Annotated in this window: 18 protein-coding genes; 10 read left to right on the top strand and 8 right to left on the bottom strand. The window is 65.2% G+C overall.

The features are described 5' to 3' along the window. Positions 1-12 precede the first annotated feature (12 nt). The 4 genes from GT613_RS07195 to GT613_RS07180 are packed head-to-tail and all read left to right on the top strand — an operon-like array spanning position 13 to position 2,896. Positions 13-816 carry an RnfABCDGE type electron transport complex subunit B gene (locus tag GT613_RS07195; RefSeq protein WP_009306470.1) on the top strand — a complete coding sequence of 268 codons (804 nt, stop codon included), beginning with the start codon at positions 13-15 and terminating at the stop codon, positions 814-816. Continuing rightward, positions 788-1,960, top strand: coding sequence for an FAD:protein FMN transferase (locus tag GT613_RS07190; RefSeq protein ID WP_240132873.1), 1,173 nt, complete (start codon positions 788-790; stop codon positions 1,958-1,960). Before GT613_RS07195 ends, GT613_RS07190 begins: the two co-directional genes overlap by 29 nt. Next, entirely contained in the window at positions 1,957-2,358 is a 402-nt protein-coding gene (locus GT613_RS07185) for a NusG domain II-containing protein (RefSeq protein ID WP_035585912.1), read from the top strand. Before GT613_RS07190 ends, GT613_RS07185 begins: the two co-directional genes overlap by 4 nt. Beyond that, positions 2,333-2,896, top strand: a complete 564-nt coding sequence (locus GT613_RS07180; RefSeq protein WP_161172574.1) for a Gx transporter family protein — start codon at positions 2,333-2,335, stop codon at positions 2,894-2,896. The genes GT613_RS07185 and GT613_RS07180 overlap by 26 nt, the downstream gene beginning before the upstream one ends. 184 nt (positions 2,897-3,080) lie before the next feature. Here GT613_RS07180 and GT613_RS07170 read toward each other — a convergent pair whose 3' ends face one another. The 4 genes from GT613_RS07170 to GT613_RS07155 all read right to left on the bottom strand — a co-directional run bounded on the left by GT613_RS07170 (position 3,081) and on the right by GT613_RS07155 (position 6,667). Beyond that, positions 3,081-3,962 carry a sensor histidine kinase KdpD gene (locus GT613_RS07170; protein WP_114513595.1) on the bottom strand — a complete coding sequence of 294 codons (882 nt, stop codon included), beginning with the start codon at positions 3,960-3,962 and terminating at the stop codon, positions 3,081-3,083. A gap of 4 nt (positions 3,963-3,966) precedes the next feature. Further along, on the bottom strand, positions 3,967-4,743 hold the full coding sequence (locus GT613_RS07165; RefSeq protein WP_009607865.1) for an ABC transporter permease: 777 nt from the start codon (positions 4,741-4,743) through the stop codon (positions 3,967-3,969). Further along, the gene (locus GT613_RS07160) at positions 4,736-5,686 is read right to left on the bottom strand and encodes an ATP-binding cassette domain-containing protein (RefSeq protein ID WP_015760093.1); all 951 of its coding nucleotides are present in this window, start codon (positions 5,684-5,686) and stop codon (positions 4,736-4,738) included. The genes GT613_RS07165 and GT613_RS07160 overlap by 8 nt, the downstream gene beginning before the upstream one ends. A gap of 249 nt (positions 5,687-5,935) precedes the next feature. Then, positions 5,936-6,667: a response regulator transcription factor gene (locus tag GT613_RS07155; RefSeq protein ID WP_161170873.1), complete on the bottom strand. Its 732-nt coding sequence runs from the start codon at positions 6,665-6,667 to the stop codon at positions 5,936-5,938. 624 nt (positions 6,668-7,291) lie between these two features. Here GT613_RS07155 and GT613_RS07150 point away from each other — a divergent pair. Together GT613_RS07150 and GT613_RS07145 are read left to right on the top strand one after the other, a co-directional pair. After that, positions 7,292-7,828, top strand: a complete 537-nt coding sequence (locus GT613_RS07150) for a hypothetical protein (RefSeq protein WP_035585906.1) — start codon at positions 7,292-7,294, stop codon at positions 7,826-7,828. Between the two features lie 592 nt (positions 7,829-8,420). Continuing rightward, the gene (locus GT613_RS07145) at positions 8,421-9,050 is read left to right on the top strand and encodes an endonuclease domain-containing protein (protein WP_015760091.1); all 630 of its coding nucleotides are present in this window, start codon (positions 8,421-8,423) and stop codon (positions 9,048-9,050) included. A 496-nt stretch (positions 9,051-9,546) separates the two neighbouring features. On the opposite strand, the gene arcC is transcribed toward GT613_RS07145, so the two are convergent. The 4 genes from arcC to ptcA all read right to left on the bottom strand — a co-directional run bounded on the left by arcC (position 9,547) and on the right by ptcA (position 14,786). Next, complete coding sequence (gene arcC / locus GT613_RS07140) at positions 9,547-10,500, bottom strand: carbamate kinase (RefSeq protein WP_114513594.1); 954 nt, start codon at positions 10,498-10,500, stop codon at positions 9,547-9,549. Positions 10,501-10,784: 284 nt separating this feature from the next. Further along, positions 10,785-11,945, bottom strand: a complete 1,161-nt coding sequence (gene aguA, locus GT613_RS07135) for an agmatine deiminase (protein ID WP_009306487.1) — start codon at positions 11,943-11,945, stop codon at positions 10,785-10,787. Positions 11,946-12,109: 164 nt separating this feature from the next. Continuing rightward, the gene (locus GT613_RS07130; RefSeq protein WP_009306488.1) at positions 12,110-13,612 is read right to left on the bottom strand and encodes an APC family permease; all 1,503 of its coding nucleotides are present in this window, start codon (positions 13,610-13,612) and stop codon (positions 12,110-12,112) included. A 133-nt stretch (positions 13,613-13,745) separates the two neighbouring features. Next, the gene (gene ptcA / locus GT613_RS07125; protein ID WP_009306489.1) at positions 13,746-14,786 is read right to left on the bottom strand and encodes a putrescine carbamoyltransferase; all 1,041 of its coding nucleotides are present in this window, start codon (positions 14,784-14,786) and stop codon (positions 13,746-13,748) included. Between the two features lie 286 nt (positions 14,787-15,072). Here ptcA and GT613_RS07120 point away from each other — a divergent pair, with 286 nt between their 5' ends. The 4 genes from GT613_RS07120 (at position 15,073) to GT613_RS07105 (ending at position 20,304) form a co-directional block, all read left to right on the top strand. Then, positions 15,073-16,032: a helix-turn-helix transcriptional regulator gene (locus GT613_RS07120; RefSeq protein WP_009306490.1), complete on the top strand. Its 960-nt coding sequence runs from the start codon at positions 15,073-15,075 to the stop codon at positions 16,030-16,032. A 30-nt stretch (positions 16,033-16,062) separates the two neighbouring features. Continuing rightward, on the top strand, positions 16,063-17,031 hold the full coding sequence (locus GT613_RS07115) for a LuxR C-terminal-related transcriptional regulator (RefSeq protein ID WP_161172573.1): 969 nt from the start codon (positions 16,063-16,065) through the stop codon (positions 17,029-17,031). 217 nt (positions 17,032-17,248) lie between these two features. Continuing rightward, a complete protein-coding gene (locus tag GT613_RS07110) occupies positions 17,249-18,676 on the top strand; it encodes an MATE family efflux transporter (protein WP_009306492.1) in 1,428 nt (475 codons plus the stop codon). Beyond that, positions 18,673-20,304, top strand: coding sequence for an amidohydrolase (locus GT613_RS07105; protein ID WP_009306493.1), 1,632 nt, complete (start codon positions 18,673-18,675; stop codon positions 20,302-20,304). The genes GT613_RS07110 and GT613_RS07105 overlap by 4 nt, the downstream gene beginning before the upstream one ends. The last annotated feature ends 65 nt before the right edge of the window (positions 20,305-20,369 follow it).

The raw sequence follows: 20,369 nt of genomic DNA, 5'->3' as shown, positions 1-20,369 counted from the left end.
GAAGGGGGACGAATGGACACTGTCGTTTGGACCGTTGTGCTCATGGCCGCCGTCGGCCTCGTAGGGTCGGTGCTGCTGCTGATCGTCTCGCGCAAGCTGGCCATCGGCGAGGACGAGCGCCTCACCTACCTCATGAGCATCCTGCCGGGCGTCAACTGCGGTGCCTGCGGCCACCCCGGTTGCGAGCAGTACGCGAAGGCCATGATGAACGGCGCGCCGCCCAACGCCTGCACCACCGGCGGCGACCGCGTCGCGCAGGCGCTGGCCGCGTACCTGGGCGTGGAGTCCACGGGCGTGGTGCAGCGCGAAGCGTTCGTGGCCTGCCAAGGCTCGCTCGACCATATCGACCCGCAGCTCGTGTTCAAGGGCGTTCCCAGCTGCCGCGTGTTTAGCACGCTGTCGTACAGCAGCTTGTCGTGCCCGTTCGGCTGCCTCGGCTACGGCGACTGCGCCGAAGCGTGCCCGTTCGACGCCATAGTCGTGGAGAACGGCGTGGCGCGCATCGACACGGCAGCCTGCACCGGCTGCGGCACGTGCGCGAAGATATGCCCGCGCGGCATCATCTCGATGGTCGACCAGGCCTCGTCGCCAACCGCCTCCGTAGTGACGTGCAAGAACACCATGGCAGGCGCGAAAACGCGCAAGGTGTGCAGCGTGGGCTGCATCGGCTGCCAGAAGTGCGCGAAAACCTGCCCCACCCAGTCGATCACTGTGGAGAACAACCTCGCGCGCATCGACACGGACACGTGCATCGGCTGCGGAACGTGCATCGAAGTGTGCCCGACCCATGCCATCAGCAAACTGGTGTTCCAGTGATGCCATGGTGAAGCGTTTCGCGCGACAGAACCGAACCACCCGCTCGTCCCGTCGTTCTTGGACCGGACGAGCGTTTGCTGCGCTGCTCGCGTGCGCGCTGGGCGCTGCGCTGGCCGTCGGCCCCGTCGGATGCGTGGGCGGCGAGCCCGACGGGGCGGACGTCCCGACCACAACGGCCACCAGCTCCTTCACGGCTATGGACACCGGCATGACCCTCACCGTGCACGCCGTCAGCCAAGCCGTCGCTGACGACGCGGCAAACGCCTGCCGGCAGCGCGTCCTCGAACTGGACGAGCTGCTGGCCCCCGAGAACGCGACCAGCGAGATAGCCCGGATCAACGCCGCAAGCGGCGCGTCGACGGCCGTCTCGCCGGCGACGGCCGCGCTCGTCGCCGCGTCGCTCGACGCGGCGCATCGCACGGGCGGCGCCTTCGACCCCACGGTGTACCCGCTGACGAGCGCCTGGGGCTTCACGACCGGCGACCATCGGGTGCCCTCCCCCGACGAGGTGGCCGCGCTGCTGCCGTGCGTGGGCTACGCCGCCGTGCAGGTGGACGAAGCGGCTGGCACCGTCACGTTGGAAGACGGCGCGCAGAGCGACGTGGGCGGCGTGGCGAAGGGCTTCGCAGCCGACGAGCTGCGCGCCCTGCTGCGCGAGCGCGACATAACCTCGGCGCTGTTCGACCTCGGCGGCAACGTGACGGCCCTCGGCTCCAAGCCCGACGGCTCGCCCTGGAAGGTGGGCGTCGCCGACCCGGACGACCCCGGGAAGCTGGCGGGCCTGCTCGAGGTGCGCGACGCCACGGTGTCTACCTCGGGCGCCTACCAACGATACTTCGAAGGCAAAGACGGAACGCGCTACCACCACTTGCTCGACCCCTCCACCGGCTATCCTGCCGCGTCCGACCTGGCCTCCGCAAGCGTCGTCGGCGCGGACGGCGCGCAATGCGACGCGCTGTCCACCGCCTGCTTCGTGCTGGGGCTCGACGGCGCCCTCGACCTGTGGCGCGCGGCCGCGGCGGACGGCGATGCGGCGTTCGACCTCGTGCTGATCGCCTCCGACGGTCGCACGTTCGTCACCGACGGCATCGCCGATGCGTACACTCCGGCCGCCGGAACCAACGCCCAGGTGGTGCGCTCATGAAACGCCGCGCGAGCAAAGCGGAGCTGCTGTTCGCAGCCGTCGTCGTGGTCGCGGCCATGGGCGGGTTCGCCGTCGCGCACGCCGCGGGTGCCGCCAACCCGAGCGGCCATGCCGTCGCTACCATCGCCCGCGACGGCGTCGTGATCGAGACCATCGACCTCGATGCCGTGAAGAACCCTTACACGCTGCGCCTCGAAGACGAGCGCGGCGTGAACGTGGTGGCCGTGGAGCCGGGCCGCATCCGTGTGGCCGAAGCCGACTGCCCCGACGAGGTGTGCGTGCACACGGGTTGGATCGACGGTCCTGCCATGCCCATAGCCTGCGTGCCCCACGGGCTGACCGTCACCGTCGCGCGGGAAGGAGACGATGGCGATGGCCTCGACGCCGTGGCGCGCTAGCATCGCCGCCCCTTCCACCCTGCGCGTCTGCCGCTGCGCCCTGATGGCCGCGCTCGCTTTGGCGCTGGCTGCGCTCGAATCGCTCATCCCCGTCCCGATGCCCGTGCCGGGCATGAAGCTGGGCATCGCGAACGTCGTGACCGCGGCGGCCGCGTTCTGGCTGGGCCCCGTCGATGTGGCCGTGGTTCTGGGCGTGCGCATCGTGCTGGCGGCCTTCTTGACAGGCCAGCTGGCGACGCTGCCGTTCAGCATCGTGGGCGGCGCCTGCGCGCTGGCGGTGACGTTGGCGTTCGTCCGCTTCTCGTCGCCGAATCGCGTGCGCCTCGCCGCCATGGCGGCGGCGGTCGCGCACAACATCGGGCAGATCGCCGTGGCCGTCGCGGTCACCGGCACGCCCGAGATCGCGTTCTACCTCCCCGTTCTGCTGGGGGCGGGCATCGCGGCGGGGTTCGCCACCGGCACCGTCGCGCAAGCGGTGCTCGACCGGATTCCGCACGCGCATGCGACGGCCGACCGCGGAAAGCGCGTTCGTGCCTGACCGCTTCGGCCCCTTGTGCACTGCCCGCCGCTGGAAGCGCGCCCCATGGAGCTGCCGCCCCTCGCCTACGAAGCCCACGTCCGTCCCGGTGCGCCGCGCGTCGTGCGCGACGTGCTGGATGCCTGCATCGACAGCTTCAAGCGAACCGGCTGAGCCGGTGTCGCCGGGATGCCCTATACACCGGCTACTGCAGTTCCACGGTCACGCGGAGGAAGTCTCCCTCGAGAGAGGCGGCGGCGGTGGCCCCCATGGAGGCGGCCAGCTGGGAGACGATGGCCAAGCCCAAACCTGCCCCCGCGCTCGATCGAGCGCCGCCTCCTTGGTAGAAGCGCTCGAACAGGCGGTCGACGTCGATCGCATCCGGATCATCCACGCGGTTCTCGAACGTCACGCGCCCGCCGCGCTGCTCGATGACGGGCGCCGCCGCGCCGTGGCGAAGCGCGTTCGCCGTCAAGTTGCGGAAGATGCGCGCGAGCGCCTCGGCATCGGCCTGCACGACCGCCTCGTCGTCCAGCAGCACGCGCGGCTCCCAGCCCCGCTCGCGGAACTGCGGGTACAGCCCGGCCAGCACGTCTCCCAGCACGTCGGCCGGACGCACCGGCTCGTACGCCACCTCGAACGACGGATCGTGCACCTGGGCGAACGAGAACAGGTCGTCCAGCAGCACCCGCACGTCGTCCAGCCGATGGGCGGCGGCGCTCAAGTAGCGCTCCTTCGCCGCGGGATCGGCCTCGTCCTCCACCAGCTGCAGGTAGCCCTGCGCCCCGGCCAGCGGCGTGCGGATGTCGTGCGACAGGCACGTGAGCCCCGCTTGGAACGCCTGGCGCGCCTGCTGGGAAGCGATGCGCTCGTTTTGCAGCTCGTCCAACTCCGCATTCACGCCGCGCGCGATGCCCAGCACGCCGCGCGTGCGCACGAACGCCGTCATGCGGGCATTGCCGGTAGGTTCGCGCTGGTCGAGGAATCGCGCCATGCGCCGCAGCTCCCGCTCGTATCGGAAGGAGACGAGCGCCGCCCCCGCGGCGAACGCCGCAATCGCGACACCGGCCAGCACGAACCCGTTCATGTTCCTACACGTCCTTTCGAGCGCACACGCCCAGCGCCACCGCCACGCACGCCACCAGCACCGTGCCGCACGAGACGAGGATATGGCCTATGTCGCCCGGCGACGCCAGCAGCGCCTGACCGCCCTGAACCAGCAGCGCACAGCTGCCGTACGGAAGCCATTCCGCTGCGCGAGCGAGGGGCTCCCATGCAACGGAAGTGCTCGCGAGCAGTGTGACGACAATGCCCACACCCCTACTCCGCGTCAACCAGGTTGCCGTCGCGGCCAGCATTCCATACGTCCAAAGGACAAGCAGCAGCAACCCGTACCAGACGGCGATTTCCGGGACCGAATCCGCATGGGCGTACGCGAACCCTGCCGCCTTGAGAAGGATTTCGAACACAGCGATACCGAACACCGAGAACGCCGTCGAGAGCATGACGACGAACACGATCTTCCCGCCGTAGTAGTCCAAGCGATCCCGTCGCGACAGGGGCAGGCTCTTCACGAAACCGCTTGAGAAATCAAGCGCAAAGAACTGGGCGACCACCACGGAGACGAGGAGGACCGTCGTCCAGATCCACAGACCGGACTGGGTCTGCGTGAAGCTTCCAAGCTCCTTGCCGTTTTGGATCGCCATCGACGAGGGGCCTTCCCCGCCCGTCGCGCTAAGGTCAGGCATGGCCGCCGTGCTCATCATATACACCGAAAACGCCACCGCCGCGAGGATAATACCGAGCGCTACATACAGCGTCTTGGTCTTGATCAGGCGATATGCATCCATGCGCAGGTACTTAAACATGAGCAGCATCCCCTCCCATGAGTTCGAGGAAGTAGTCTTCCAAATCACGCTCGTGGACACGCAGTTCGTACACCGGGATATTGTTCGCAGCCAGGAACGTGCCGAACACGGTCGCGTCGAGCGCTGCGCGCTCCTCCGACACGCCCCGCAAGCGCAGCGTCCCGTCCGGCAACACCGTGCAGGCGATATCAGGATATGCCTCGGCCAGCAGCGCCAGCGTGCGCTCCGGCTCAGCCGTGCGCACGACCAGGTAATCGCCGCACGCCTGGGTCACTTCGTCCGCCGTCATCTCGCATACCATCCGACCCGCGTCGATCACGCCGTAGCGCGTGGCGATGCGCCCCAGCTGGTCCAGCACATGCGAGCTCACCACCACGGTGACGCCACGCTGCTCGTTCAAGCGGATGATGAGGTTGCGCATCTCGCGCACGCCCTCGGGATCGAGCCCGTTCATCGGCTCGTCCAGCAGCAGCACGTCGGGCGAGCCTAGCATCGCCAGCGCCAATCCGAGGCGCTGCTTCATGCCCATAGAGTAGTTCTCCGTTCGCTTCCCGCCCGCAGTACCCAGCCCCACGACGCTCAGCAGCTGCTCGATTTCCCCCACATCGTCCACGATGCCCAGCGCGATAGCCTTGCAGCGCATATTATCGAACGCGGTCATGTTGGGGTACAGTCCAGGGCTTTCCACCAACGCGCCGATGCGGACGGCCTCGCTGTACTCAGCGCTGCCCGACGGGTCGGCGGCCAGGCGGTCGAACAGACGCACCTCACCCGCCGTGGGACGGATCATCCCGCAGATCATCTTCATCGTGGTCGATTTTCCTGCGCCGTTTCGGCCGACGAAGCCGTAGATATCGCCGCGGGCGACGTGCATGTCCAGCCCGTCGACGACGTTGCGCCCGCGATACGCCTTGCTCAGGCCACGCGTTTCAATTGCCAGCACGCGATTCTCCTTCCTGACGGCTTGCCGCAACGTCCGCTTAGCCTTTCAGAAGCTGAGAGTTTTCGCACAGGCGCATCAGGCCTCTTAGCTCAAACCCTCAGAACCTTCAAGGTTATGCGGCTCGTCGCAGCAATCCCGCCTACTCCTGCCGTGAACGCTCTGCCATCCACGATACGGAGAAGGCGTTAGGGAACCCTCCCGAAAACGTTAAGAAAGTTGTAAGAACGCGCGCGACGGCAAGCGAACTGCTCATTCGGCCAGCTTGAAGCCGATGCCCCATACCGTTTCTATCTCGCCGGCCGAATGCGCGGCGCGCAGCTTGCTGCGGATGTTGCTGACGTGCACGTTGATGGCCTTCTCCTCGACCGCGCTTTCCTCGTTCCATGCGATCTCGAACAGTTCGCGCTTCGTGAACACCTTGCGCGGACGTCGCACGAGAGCTTCGAGGATGTTGAACTCAAGGCGCGTGAGGCGCACGGGCTCTTCCCGCACCAAAAGCGTGCGGGCGTCGACGTCGAGCGTCCAGTCTTTGTAGCGCATCGCGGTTGCGGCGGCGGGTTCGGGGAGGCGCTCGTCGGAAGGCGCGCCGGACGCGGATGCGCGGCGAACGTCGGCGTGGCGCAGCTGCACCTGCACGCGAGCCAGCAGCTCGTCGAGGTCGAAGGGCTTGGTCAGGTAATCGTCGGCGCCCAGCTTCAGCAGCGCCACCTTGTCGGCGGCGGTCGTGCGCGCCGACATCACGATGACGGGCATGTCGCCGCAGGCGCGCACGAGGCGCACCACGTCCTCGCCCGCCATGCCCGGCAGCATGAGATCGGCGATCACGAGGTCGAACGGCTCGGAGCCGGAAAGCAGCAGCCGCCCCTCGCTGCCCGAGAAGGCCTGCGTGCAAGCGAACCCGTTGCGGCGCAAATGCACCGCCACCACCTCGTTGATGTCGGCGTCGTCCTCGATGATCACTATGGATGCTGGCTCGCTCATAGAGGGTATTGTACCGCAAGGCAAACGCGGGAACCCGCATTTCGAGAGCCGCAACCGCATGCACCCTCTTTTCGCTCCAAGCCCAAACGGCAAAACCGGCGGTGAAACGCGCTCTGCCATGAAAAAGGCCGAAAACGGCAATGTCCCCTACTTATGCGCACTTCCGCCAAGCAAGTCTTAGACTTCTGCGCGTCTCATCGTGAACGTGATCAGGGAAATACCTGGTCACAGAATCTTTTGAATTGCGAGAGCCGCAAAAAAGAGAAGGTTGGAGCCTTTCGGAGCGCACGTAAGTCACGGACATTGCCTTTTTCGGCCTTTTTCATGGCAGAGCAGCGCATAAGTCGGGAACTTTTCCATCGTGGACGCGATGGCGATGTTGACGGAAAGCCCCGAAGCTCGCACCTATCGGAGAGCGCTCAAGCATCGCCTCGAAGAGGAAGGCAGTCGGTTGGTTGCAGAATGCAGCCAACTGAAAACGCAGTCTGCGGAAGACAATAGTTCTACCGCACCGACGCCGGCACCACCGAGCAGGTACTGCGCCTCGTCCGGTCCATCCCCTCGCCCAAGGCCGAGCCGTTCAAGCTGTGGCTCGCACAGGTCGGCAAAGAGCGCATCGACGAAATGTTCGACCCCGAGCTCGCCATCGAACGCGCCATCGAGTACTACCGCCGCAAAGGCTACACCGAGGACTGGATCAGCCAGCGCCTGTTCTCCATTCGCGTGAGGAAGAACCTGACGTTCGAATGGCGAGAACGCGGCGTGAAAACCAATTCCGAATACGCCATCCTGACCAACGACATATATCGCGCCTGGTCGGACATGACCGCCCGCGAGTATAAAACCTTCAAAGGCCTCGCCAACGAAAGCCTGCGCGACAACATGAGCGACCTAGAGCTAGCTTTGAGCACGCTGGCGGAAGCCACCACGGCCGAGGTCGAGCGAGCGACCGACCCTGAAAGCCTCCCCGAGCATCGCGAGGTCGCACGCTCAGGCGGCGAGGTGGCGGGCATCGCGCGCAAAGCAGCCGAGAAGAAGATCGGCGGGCCCGTCATCACCTCGGCCACCGCGCCCGATTTCGGTCGCCTCATCATGGAAGTGATCGAGGTGCAGGCCATCGAGGAAGAGGGGGATGCGCTAAACGCCGATGCGGCCGAATAGGCGCGCACCCGATCGTGACGACGAGATGGAACCGGCTGTCGGCCTGGCCGTCGGTCGCTTGCATCTTGCTGCACTCGCATTCCCGCACCGCCTCTCGCGTGCTAGAATATCGGCAACAAAGAGCCAGTGCGAGCGCCCCTCCTCACGAGGCGGCCCATTGCGGAAACCGTGCCCTCGTTTCCCCTACCACGCCCGTAAGATCCTCTCAACCCAAGGGCAATGAGGAGGCGCGGTGGCTTCACCCTCGATATGCTTCGGATACGAAACCGCTTTGCAGATCCTGCGCACGACCGACCCGCGAGAGCGAACCCTTTTGCGCAGCGGAGCGCACACGATGCCGGATCGAGCGCCCAGCATGTGCGCCTTTCGGCAGGCCCTCGAATCGCTCGAAACGTTGCACCCATCCATGATGCTCGAACAACCTGTGCATCTTCTGGTGTCTCGCGTATCCCAATGCCGATCTACAAGCGCTTTCACGGTGCGCGCATGCAAAACGATCGTGCAGGGACGCCCGCTTCACCGACTTGGCAACGGCGCATACGTAAGCGCTGCACCCCTCGCCTTCGTGCATATAGCAGCTCAAGAGACCAGCATGATCGCACTGCTCGAACTCGGCTACGAACTGTGCGGCTCCTATCAAACCAGACGAACCGGCACATCATCCGCCTACCAGGTCGAACCCCTGTCATCGATTCACGCCCTTGCAGACTTCGCCACACGAAACCCGTCGCTTCGCGGCGCAACCAAAGCCGCGAAAACCTTGCGCTACCTTGCCGACAACTCGGCCTCCCCGCGCGAGACCAAGAAAGCCATTCTCCTCGGCCTGCCCATGATGTACGGCGGATACGGGCTGGGCATTCCCCGCATGAACTACGAGGTGAAAGCCAACCCGGCTGCACGAGCGCTTACGGGCAAATCGTGTTTCCGGTGCGATCTATGCTGGCCGGAAGCGAAGCTCGATGTCGAATACCAAAGCCGGGAATCGCACTCCGGGGAAGAAAAGCGCATCGAGGACTCCCGAAGGACGAACGCCCTCGCTTCCATGGGCTGGACCGTCGTCTCCGTCACCAATGACGAGCTGGACAGCCTAGTCGCCACCGATGCGATCGCGGACAGGATCCGCAAGCATCTCGGAAAACGATCGCAGGTGCGCGTGGCAAACTACCACTCGAGGAAGCTGAAACTCCGCAGACAGCTCGGCCTCCCAATAGGGTACGACTGACTTTCGATGCATCTTCCAGGCTGTGATTCGCACAAAAAACCGCGACGTTTGATTCCTTGAAGAAAGCCGAGGGAGCGCCGATCGAGGGATCTCGACAAAACCGCAGGTGGGAAACTCGAGCCCGGAACCCGTCCGAGATGCGAAGCCCTCCGTCCCGCTCGAACGGCCCTTTCACCATCGAACGTCGCCACTTTTTGTGCAATCCGGCGCGAATTTTGCGCATTGGCCGCCGGCAGCGGGTAGTGAAACACGGACAAGAAAGCGGCCCGGCGGGACACGGCGGCCCGGAGGGGCGGCGGGTCAGCGGGGACGCGGCGGGCCGGAGGGATTCGGCGGGCCGGGGAGCGCGGCGAGCCGGTGCGATGCGACGCCGGGGGGGTCGCGGCGGGCCGGCTGGGCTTCGGACGCACGGGCGCAGGGCACGAGGCGGCCGCGCAAAAGGGAAGGGCCCGCTGCCGAACATGCGGCAGCGGGCCCTTCGGGCTTCGGAGGCGCTTTACGCCGTGATGACCGTGCCCGTCTTGCCCTCGAGGCCCGCGGCGGCGCACTCGAGGCTGGTGATGAGGGCCTTGCCCTCAGGGTAGGCGCGGACGTACTCGATGCAGGCCTCGACCTTGGGGAGCATGGAGCCGGGGGCGAACTGGCCCTGGGCGATGTACTCCTCGGCCTCGGCGACCGTCATCGTGGAGATCTCCTCCTGCTCCGGCTTGCCGAAGTTGATGCAGACCTTCTCGACGGCCGTGAGGATGACCAGCATGTCGGCGCCGAAGTCGGCGGCCAACTTGGCCGAGGAGCGGTCCTTGTCGATGACCGCCGGGACGCCCTCGTACAGGCCCTCCTTCTCGAACACCGGCACCCCGCCGCCGCCCGTGGACACCACGATGTAGCCGGCGTCCATGAGGTCCTTCACCGCGTCGAACTCCACGATGCGCACCGGCTTCGGGGAGGCGACGACCTGGCGCCAGCCGCGGCCCGCGTCCTCCTTGAAGGTCCAGCCGGTCTCGGCGGCCTTGGCCTTGGCCTCCTCCTCGGAGAGGAAGGCGCCGACGGGCTTGGTGGGGTTCTGGAACGCCGGGTCGGCCGGGTCTACCACGGTCTGCGTCACGACGCAGGCCGTCGAGCGGTCGATGCCGCGCAGCTTCATGTCGTTCAGGATGGCCTGGGACAGCTGGTAGCCGATGTAGCCCTGGCTCATGGCGCCGGCCTCGGGGAACGGCATCTCGGGCGTCTTGCCGTCGTTGGCGGACGCGTACGCGAACGCGTTGTTGATCATGCCGACCTGCGGGCCGTTGCCGTGGGACACGATGACGTTGGTGCCCTCCTCGACCATGTCGACGATGTTCTTGGCGGTGTCCTTCACCAGCTGGAGCTGCTCCTGGGGCGTGTTGCCCAGGGCGTTGCCGCCCAGCGCGATGACGACGGACTTACCTTCACCCTTCTGATAAGGCATGCGATGCTCTCTTTCTCTCGGGCGCGCCCAACGCGCGCCGCAGGGACGGGAGGTGAGGAAAAAGCGGAGCGGCCCCTGGCGAAAGGACCGCTCCGTGGCCCGCCGACCTCCGCCGGTGCGCACCGGTTGGCCGGAGGACGGATGGGGCCTTCTGGAAAATGCCTTGATGAAAAAGCCGGGGTTGCCACGGCCGGAGACTGTCAGGCAGAGGATAATCAATCGCAGAACGCTCGCGGCACCGGCGGGACGATCCGCCCCGCCGGCCGCGAGGTCGCCGGAACAGCCTACTTGCCGGCCGGCTCCTGCTGGGTGATGCAGTGGATGTTGCCGCCGCCGAAGACCACCTGGTCGGTCTTCACGCCCACGGCCTTGTACGCGCCCTCGCCCCACGCCTCGTCGAACGCAGCCTGGATCTGCTGGACGGCCAGCGCGTCGTTCTCGTCGCCGTACTGCGGCACGATGACGCCGCCGTTGACGATGAGGAAGTTCATGTACGACGCGATCAGCGGCTCATCGGCCACGCGCGGCTCGGCGTACTCCTCGGTGTCGATGGAGTCGCAGGACGCCTGGTCCATGTACAGCGGCTTCACGGGCATGCAGAGCTTGGTCACCTCGAGCTTGCGGCCCTTGGCGTCCACGGCGTTGGACAGCGTCTCGTAAGCGGCATGACACTCGTTGTAGAACGGGTAGTCCGGGTCGTCGGACCAGATGCACAGCACCTTGCCGGGAGCGACGATCTGGGCGACATCGTCGATGTGGCCGTTCGTCTCCTCGGGGTCGATGCCGTCCTTGACCCAGATGACCTTCTCCACGCCCAGGTACTTCTTCAGCTGCTCGTCGCAGTACGCGCGCAGCTCCTCGGACCAGGGCTCGTAGTCGGTCACGGACGCGTTGCGGCCGGGATCGAGCAGGCACATGTCGGTGGTGATGACCGTGCCCTCGCCGTCCACGTGGATGGAGCCGCCCTCGAGGATGAAGCTTTCGGGGCGATAGCGACGGCAGCCGCTCATCTCGGCCATCTTGAGGGCGATCTGCTCGTCTTTGTCCCACGGGAAGTACAGGCCGTTCTCGAAGCCGCCGTAGGCGTTGAAGTGCCAATGCACGGCGCGCTTGTCGCCCTCGTCGTTGACCACCCAGGTGGCGCCGGTGTCGCGCACCCACGCGTCGTCGGTGGTCATCTCGACGACGGTGACGTTCTCGTCGTCCTCGAACACGGCCTTGGCGTTGGCGTAGTCCACCTGGTTCACGCACATGGTGACGGGCTCGAACTCGGCGATAGCGCGCGCCACGTCGGCGTACTGCTTCTGAGCCGGCTTCGCGCCCCAGGCCCACGTGTCGGTGCGGTGCGGCCACGCCATCCAGATGCGGGTCTGCGGCTCGAACTCGCCGGGCATGCGGTAGCCGTCGGCCTTCGGGGTGGAAACGCTCTCGTGAATCGTCTTCATAATGCACACCTTTCTGTTTTGGTTTGCAGTACTTGCTTCAAGCGTTGTTTGTTACTCTGCTGGCGCCGCGCCGGATCCTTCCCTAAAGGACTAGCTTCGCGTCGCGACTCCGCTCAGGATGACAGCCGGGATGACGACCTGCGCGGCGCCAGCTTGGTTCTTGCTTACGCGACCGGCACCGCTTCGGGTTCCGCGTCGCCCTTCGCCTCGGGGGCCTCGGCCTCGTCGGCGGCCTCTTCGGCGGCTTCCTCAGCCAAGCGCTCGGCGGCCAAGGCGGGCGTCAGGCCCTTGTACTCTTCCGTGCGGCCGCGCTTCGACCAGATGCGCACCACTTCGCCCAGCACCACGAACACGATGACGCCGATGAGCATGGGGATCTTCGAAAGCTCTTCCTCCGAGCCGTTCAGCGGCACGATGGTGGCGATAATGGCCAGCACCAGCTCGATGGCGGGAATGGCCAGCATCACGTACATGAGCTTGCCCTTGAAGGGGAACGTGAACACGCGCTTGCGGTTCGGGTCCACCTTGCGCATCTTCAAAAACGCCGGGAACATCGGAATGTAGCTGATCAGCAGGAACACGACGTTCATCGAGAACAGCATCCAGAAGATGCCCTCGGAGATGGCCGGAATCGGGATCAGCTGCAGCATGAGGGCCAGCGAAGCCACCACGCCGTTCACGATAGCCGCGCCGGTGGGCATCTCGGTCTTCGCGTTCTCATGCGAGAACACCTTTGGCATGTTGCCGTGCTTGGCGGCGTAGTCGGCCACGAAGTTCACGCCGAACGACCAGGAGGCCATGTTCGCGAACAGGGTGACCAGGAAGATGATGCAGATGAGCATGAAGATGGGAGACGCCTCGCCCACCATGGTCATCACGGCGTAGATCATGCCGAAGTCCGGGTCGATCTGGTCGGCCGGGATGGCCGCGCCGATGCCGAACGAGCAGAACAGGTAGATGGCGCCGATGGCCAGGCCGCCCAGCACGATGGCCTTGGGGATGTCCTTCGAGGGGTTCTTCATGGCGCCGGCGAAGGTGCAGATGACCTCGAAGCCCATGAAGTTGAACAGGATGATGGACAAGTACGTCAGCGCGTTGGTGTTGGTGAGGTCGGGCATGAACGTGGCCGGCGACATGTCGCTGGCGAAGCCGTTGTTCACGGCGTACCAGATGCCGAGGCCGCCCACGGACACCGCGATGAGCACCTTGAGGACGGCGCCTCCGTTGAGGATCCAAGCGGAGTCCGACACCTTCGAGAAGCTCATGAACACGACGATCCACACGAACGCCAGCTCGATGAGCAGCACGGGAGCCAGCTCGAACTCCACGCCGAACACCATCCCCAGGATGTCGGGGAACAGCGTGGCCAGAGAGGCGATCCACAGCGGGAAGTTGATCCAGTAGTACCACGCCACGCGGCTGCCCCAGCGGTCGCCGAACGCCTCGCGGATCCAGTCGTACAGGCCGCCGTCGGAATCGTAGGTGGTTCCCAGCTCGGCGACGACCATGCCGTAGGGAAGTAGAAACGTGATGATGAGGAAGATCCACCAGAAGAACTGCTGGTTGCCGATGGCGGCAGCGGGGGCGGCGGCCTCGGCCACGAACACCACGCAGATCACGGACAGAATAACGCTGATGAATGAGAACTTCTTGACTTTATTACCCATTGGTTGTCCCCTTTCAGGGGTTCAGCCCCACCGGGCCGCGTCAGCTAACGTCGCGGGCCCGGCCCGGTGGAGCGTTCGATCAGTGCAGGCATCCTGGAGAAGGCCGTCCCCCTCCAGGATGCGCAATCCCCAACTAGGCGATCTTGTTGAGCACCGCGTTCATGCGAGCCTCGGCGGCGTCGGCGGCGTCGGCATCCTCCTTCGTCTTCGGGCAGAGGTAGGCCAGGATGGCACGGATGGAGTGCTTGCGGTTCTCGGCCTCGACCCAGCACAGGCTGCGCTCGGGATGGTCCATGACCTCGTCGGTCACTTCCTCGCCGCGGGTGGCCGGCAGGCAGTGCATGAACTTGGAGTCCGGGCCGGCGAAGTCCATCATCTCCATGGTCACCTGGTACTTGGGATAGAAGACGTCCATGTAGCTCTCGCCGCCCTCTTCCTCGTCGTACAGGCCGTACCACACGTCGGTGTAGACGAAGTCGGCGCCCTTGATGCACTCGATGTCGTCGGACACGGTGACGGTGCCGCCGGACACCTTGCAGTTCTCCTCGGCGATGGCCATGATGTCCACGTCGGAGTCGACCACGAGGCCGCCGTCGGTCACCTGCTTGCCCTTGGGGCCGAAGTGCACGAAGTCCATGCCCATCTTCGAGGCGATGAACATGAGGGAGACGCACACCTGCGTGGCGTCGCCGATGAAGGCGAGCTTGCAGTCCTCGATCTTCTTGCCCTCGGGCAGGTTCTCGATCATGGTCAAGAGGTCGCCCAGCTCCTGCGTGGGATGGTTGAAGTCGGACATGCCGTTGATGACCGGCGCGGCGGAGTGCTTCGCCAGGTTCACCACGTCGGGATGGCGGTTCACGCGGGCCATGAGGATGTCGACGAGCGAGCCCATGACGCGGGCGGTGTCCTCGAGGGTCTCGTGGCCGCCGAGCTGGATGGTGCCCGGGCCGAAGAACTGCGCATGGCCGCCCAGGTCGGTCATGGCCGTCTCGAAGGAGATGCGGGTGCGGGTGGACACCTGCTGGAAGATCATGCCGAGCGTCTGGTTCTTGAGGATCAGCGGGTAGCGGCCGCCCTCCTTGATCATAGCCTTCATGGACTGCGCCAGCTCGATCATGTCGAGCAGCTCTTCCTTGGTGAAGTCGTTGGTGTCGATGTAGTCCTTCACTGCCATGGTTCCTCCTATGGAATCGGTGGTCCGCGACATGCCGTCGGCAGCCGCATCTCTTGGCGCCCACTATGCGACCGGCACCCCGCGTTGTGAAGGAATAATGAAGATTATTTTCACGAAAAGAAATCTATAACCGAAATAATCCCCCGTAACCCATCCTCTGAACAGGCACTATAGTCTCAGTTTACAAAAGCTCTACAACCCCGATACGACTCGCTAAACCCACGAGGTAGAATGGCCGCATGAAGAACGGCCGACCCGCAAACGGGAAAGCGAGGGGGACTAAACCTTGGAGATCGCCTTCTACTTCTACACGATCCTCGTCATGCTCGTCTGTATCGCGGCGGGAACGATCTCCCTTTCCGCGTACTTCGTCTGCCGTAAACGAAGCCATCTGTACATGGTGGCGTTCTTCCTGTTCTACTTCCTCGATCTGGCGCTCATTTTCCAGAACGAATACCTCGGACAGAACACCGAGTTCCCCCTCGAAGTGTTCTACGCCATCGACCAGCCGGCCCTGAGGATATTCTTCGCCCTCGGCATCTTGGAAGCCCTGTGGCTGATCGCCTTGGATTTCCTCGGCGAGAAACGGATGTCGATGCGCATCGCTCCAGCCGTGGGCTTCGTCGTGCTCAGCACCGTCGTGATCGTCGCCCTGCCCGAAGGGCAGTACAAGCAATGGCTGTTCTACAGCATGCGCCAGGTGTTCCTGCTGTGGTGCCTCGGCTACGTGCTCATGCGCTACCGCACCACCAAAAGCGAGATCGAGAAGACGAGACTGCGCCGTCACGAGCCTTTGTTCCTGATCACGTTGGTGCTGACCATGTGCATCATCCTGGAAGACACGTTCATGATGCTAGTGTGGGACCCCACGTCGGTCTCTATGCTGCCCCTCTACATATCCGAGCGCAACTTCTCCGAGAACTTCCTCATGCTGGCGTTCGCGTTCTTCAGCCTGCGCGAAGCCGGAGCCACGTTGCGGCTGCGGTTCAAGGAGCCGCCCGCATCCGAGAACCCCGAGGTGCGACGGCAGATCGACGACCTGCTGCCCGCGTACTGCGAACGCCACGGCATGACCGCACGCGAGCGGGAGATCCTCGCCCTCGTGCTGCAGGGCAAGGACAATCAGAACATCGCGAGCGAGCTGCAGCTGGCGCTGGGAACCGTGAAGGCGCACGTGCACAACATCTTGAAGAAGACCGACCACGCAAGCCGCCAGGATCTCACCCGCGACTTCTGGAAAGAGTGAGACAAAGGGACAGAGGGACGAGGAGGCATCGTGAACGAGATCTGGTTCTGCTACACCATGCTGTTCATACTGATGTGCCTGTTCTCGGCCAGCATGTCGCTGTCGGCCTATTTCGTGTCGCATCGCACCACGTACCTGGGCATCATGGCGTTCTTCATCGCGTTCTGCTTGGAGACATCGCTCATCTTCCTGGACGAGTACTCCTACTTGAAGCCCGACACGCTGGCCGAGATCGTGACCTTCCCCTTCCTGCATCCGTGGATCAAGCTGGCGTTCTCCACGCTGTTCATCATGAGCGTGTGGTGGGTGGTGCTGGAATACGTCGAGCGCCGCACCTGGCTGCGCATCGCCGTGCCGTGCGGGGCATGCGTGCTCGTGCAGGCGGCGGTCGTGGTGGCGGTGCAGGACTCGAGGCTGAGCCAGTGGATCTTCTACGGCGTGCGCGACCTGTGCGTCGCTTCGGCGCTCGGCTACGGCTTCTGGACGTACCGGCGAGGAGCCGACGAGACGCTGCGGCAGCACCTGCTGCGCATGCGCAAGCCCTTCATCGCGTTCGCCGTGCTGATCGCCCTCGTGTTCGCCGAGGATTCGCTCATGATGTACTACCTTGCGCCGCAGATCACCGACCTGTCGTTCACGTACCACCTCAGCGAGCGCAACATGTGCGAGAACGTGGCGGTCATCTTCTGCGCGGTTCTGGCCATCCGCTCGGCCGCCGACACGCTGTCCATCCGCTTCCTCGAACCGCCCACGGGCGCCACGACGAAGGTGCAGCAGCGCGCCCACACGCAGTTGGCGCGCTACGCCGACCGCCATGCGCTCACGCCGCGCGAGCGCGACGTGCTGACGCTGCTGCTGGAAGGCAAGGACAACCAGAACATCGCGAGCGCGCTCACGCTGTCGCTGGGCGCGGTGAAGGCGCACGTGCACAACATCTACCGCAAGGCCAACGTCAGCTCGCGCCAGCAGCTGCTGCAAAGCTTCTGGAAAGAAGATTGAAGCAGCTCCTGGTCAAACGAGCACTAACCCCTTCTAAACCCGCAGCGGGGCAATCCAACCCCTTATAAACTTTCCCTCTTCCGCACGGCGGGCGTATGGTCGTTTGCAGACGGGGCGGCTGCAAGGGAGCCGCCCGAACGCAAGGGGCGGCCGCCCGGTCGCCCGGGGAGGCGGCAAAACGCCGCAGACCAAGGATCGGGAAAGGAGGGCAGCGCTGATGGCAGAAGACGCAACCGCCGTCGCGGTCACCGACGAGGACCGCGAGTTAGCCACGAAGCCCGTGCACGGCCTGTTCGTCAAGTACTCGCTCATCACGCTCATCGGCATGGCCGCGCAGGCCGTCATGGTTATCCTCGAGGGGGTGATCATCGGCAACGGCCTGGGATCGTTCGGCTTGGCCGTGGTGGGCATCATCATGCCGCTCGAGCTGCTGAACCTGGCGCTGGGCGGATCGCTGGGCATGGGCGTGGCCACCGTCGCGGGCAACCGTCTGGGCGCCGGCGACATGGCGGGCGCGCGCAAGGCGTTCGGCCAGGGCTTCTGGCTTTCCACGTACCTCATCCTGGCCGTCTCGGCGCTCATCTTCATCTTCGCGCCGCAGATCGCCCTGATGCTGGGCGCCACGCCCGACCTCGTGGACGGCGTGGTCACGTTCATGCGCATCTTCGTGTGCTTCTACCCGTTCTGCATCCTCGGCCAGATGATGTCGTCGGTGCTGCGCGTCGACGAGAAACCGGGGCTGGCCACCGCCGCCATGTTCGGATCGGCCGTGCTGGCCATCGTGTGGCTGTACTGCTCCATCTTCCTGGCGAACATGGGCGTTGCGGGCGCGGCCGTGTACTACGGCCTGTCCATCGGCCTCTGGTTCGTCGCGGTGTTCTATTTCGTCTTCAGCAAGCACACGAAGTTCAAGATCGCCTTCTCCGACATGAAGCTTGAGGGCAAGCTGTGCAAGGAGATCCTGACCATCGGGCTGCCCACGTTCCTCGTGCAGGCCGCCAGCCTTCTGTACACCATCGTCATCAACAACTATCTGGGCGTGCTGGGCGGCGATCTGGAGATAGGCGCCTTCGCCATCCTGAACGGCTACCTGGTGTACATCCTCAACATGATGTGGCTGTGCTCCACCTACGGCGTGCAGCCCCTGGCTAGCGTGAACAACGGCGCCAAGCGCCCCGATCGCCTGAAGACGCTCATCCGCGCGTCGCTGGTGGACACCGCCGCCGCCATCGCCGTGGTGTCGGCGCTGTTCATCCTGTGCGCCGTGCCCATCTGCACCATCTTCTGCGGAGACGAGCCCGACCTCATCGCGCTGGCCGCCGCCAACACGCTGCCGCTCTGCCTGCTGGCCTGCCTGGGCTCTGCCTCGAACGTGATGTCGGCCTACTTCCAGGCCGTGGACAAGGTGGTCATCGCCACGGTGCTGGGCATGAGCCGTTATCTCCTGTTCACCGTCCCCTGCATTATCATCATGTCGTCGTTCATGGGCATCACCGGCGTATGGTGGGCGCAGCCGGTGGCCGACGTGCTGTGCTTCGCGTTCACCATGGTGTTCGTGGTGCGCGAGCTGCGCCGCCTGGGCTCGCTGCGCGTCGAACGCACCGTCGATTCGTCCGATCTGTCGAAGGAAGGAGCCGTCGCATGAAGCCGGCCGATCTGATCTTGAACAGCACCCGCATCTTCACCGCCGAACCGGGCGTCGACGCTACCATGGACGGCAGCATCGCCATCGAGGGCGGACGCATCGCCTTCGTCGGGCCGCGCGAGGAAGCCGCCGCCTATGCGGGCCCCGGCACCGAGACCGTCGACTTGGGCGACGCGTTCGTCTGCCCCGGATTCCACGACTCGCACCTGCACTTCTTCCCCTCGGCCATGGACCGCTCGCCCTACGTGGTGTTCTGCGAGGGCACGTGCCCGGAGGACTGCGTCGAAGCGCTCAAGCAGGTGGAGGATGCCCGGCCGGCCGACGAGTTCATGCTGTCGTACGGCTGGTACCACCCGCTGTGGGACGACCCCGTGCTGCCGAACAAGGACATCCTCGACGCCGCCTACCCCGACCGTCCCGTGTGCCTGCAGTCGGGCGACTCGCACACGCTGTGGGTGAACTCGAAGGGCCTCGAGAAGTTCGGCATCACGAAGGACTCGATCCCGCCCGCCGGCGGCGTCTACCAGAAGGACGAAAACGGCGAGCTGACGGGGATCATCCAGGAAACGGCGGCCACCGCGCTCATCCCCACCATGCTCGAATTCAGCGAGGAGGAAACGAACGCCGGCATCCGGCAGTTCCTGGCCGACCTCAACGCCGAGGGCATCACCAGCGTGTGCGACGTGTCGCTTCTGGCCGTACCCGGCGGCGACTTCGTGCGCGACGACGTGTACCGCGCGCTGCACGAGCGCGGCGACCTCACCGTGCGCATCAACATGTTCCCCACCGCGCTGGAGGATCTGACTCGCGCCCGGAAGTTGCGCGACGAGTTCGCCGACAACGACCTGCTGCGCTCTCCCGGCCTCAAGCAGTTCTTCGACGGCGTGTCGTCCACCCACACCGCCTGGCTTTCCGAGCCGTACTCCAACGCGGCGCACGAGGGCGAATGCGGCGCGCCGGTGACCGACCCCGAGCGCATGCGCACCATCGTGCTGGGCGCGGCCGAGGAGGGCTTCGCCGTGCGCATCCACACCATCGGCGACAAGGCCATCCACACCGCGCTCGACATCTTCGAGGAGGCGCGCGAGAAGTTCGGCGCGCCGAACGGCCAGAACGGCTTGGAGCACCTCGAGAACTTCCTGCCGGGCGACATCGAGCGGCTGGCCGAGCTGGACGTGTGCGCCAACTGCCAGCCGCCCCACACGGTGCTCGACCCGAACGGCATCGAGCGCGACCTGGGGCCGGAGCGCGCCAAGCTGATGTGGCCGTACAAGAGCTACCTCGACGCCGGCGTGAAGTTCTCCTTCGGCACCGACTCGCCCGTGGTGGACATCAACTCGCGCGAGGTCATCTACGACGCCGTGACGCGCCAGAGCCCGGCCACCGGCGAGCCCGCAGGCGGCTGGCAGCCGCACGAGAAGATCCCCGCCGCCGACGCCGTCCGCGCCTACACGCTGGGCAGCGCCATCGCCGCGGGACGCGACGACGAGGTGGGATCGCTGACGGCCGGCAAGCTGGCCGACCTCGCCGTGCTCGACACCGACCTCGTCACCTGCGCCCCGGAGGACATCCTCGGCGCGAAGGTGCTTGCCACCTACCTGGACGGCAAGAAGGTGTACGAAGCCTAACCAGACCCATCCCCTTCCATGTTTGGTGCCCCCGGCGCGGAACCGGGGGCACCGCCGGGACGCAT

It is taken from the genome of Eggerthella sp. BIOML-A4 (assembly GCF_009875575.1).
GTDB classification, from domain to species: Bacteria; Actinomycetota; Coriobacteriia; order Coriobacteriales; family Eggerthellaceae; genus Eggerthella; species Eggerthella lenta.
This window is presented reverse-complemented; position numbering and strand designations above follow the sequence as displayed.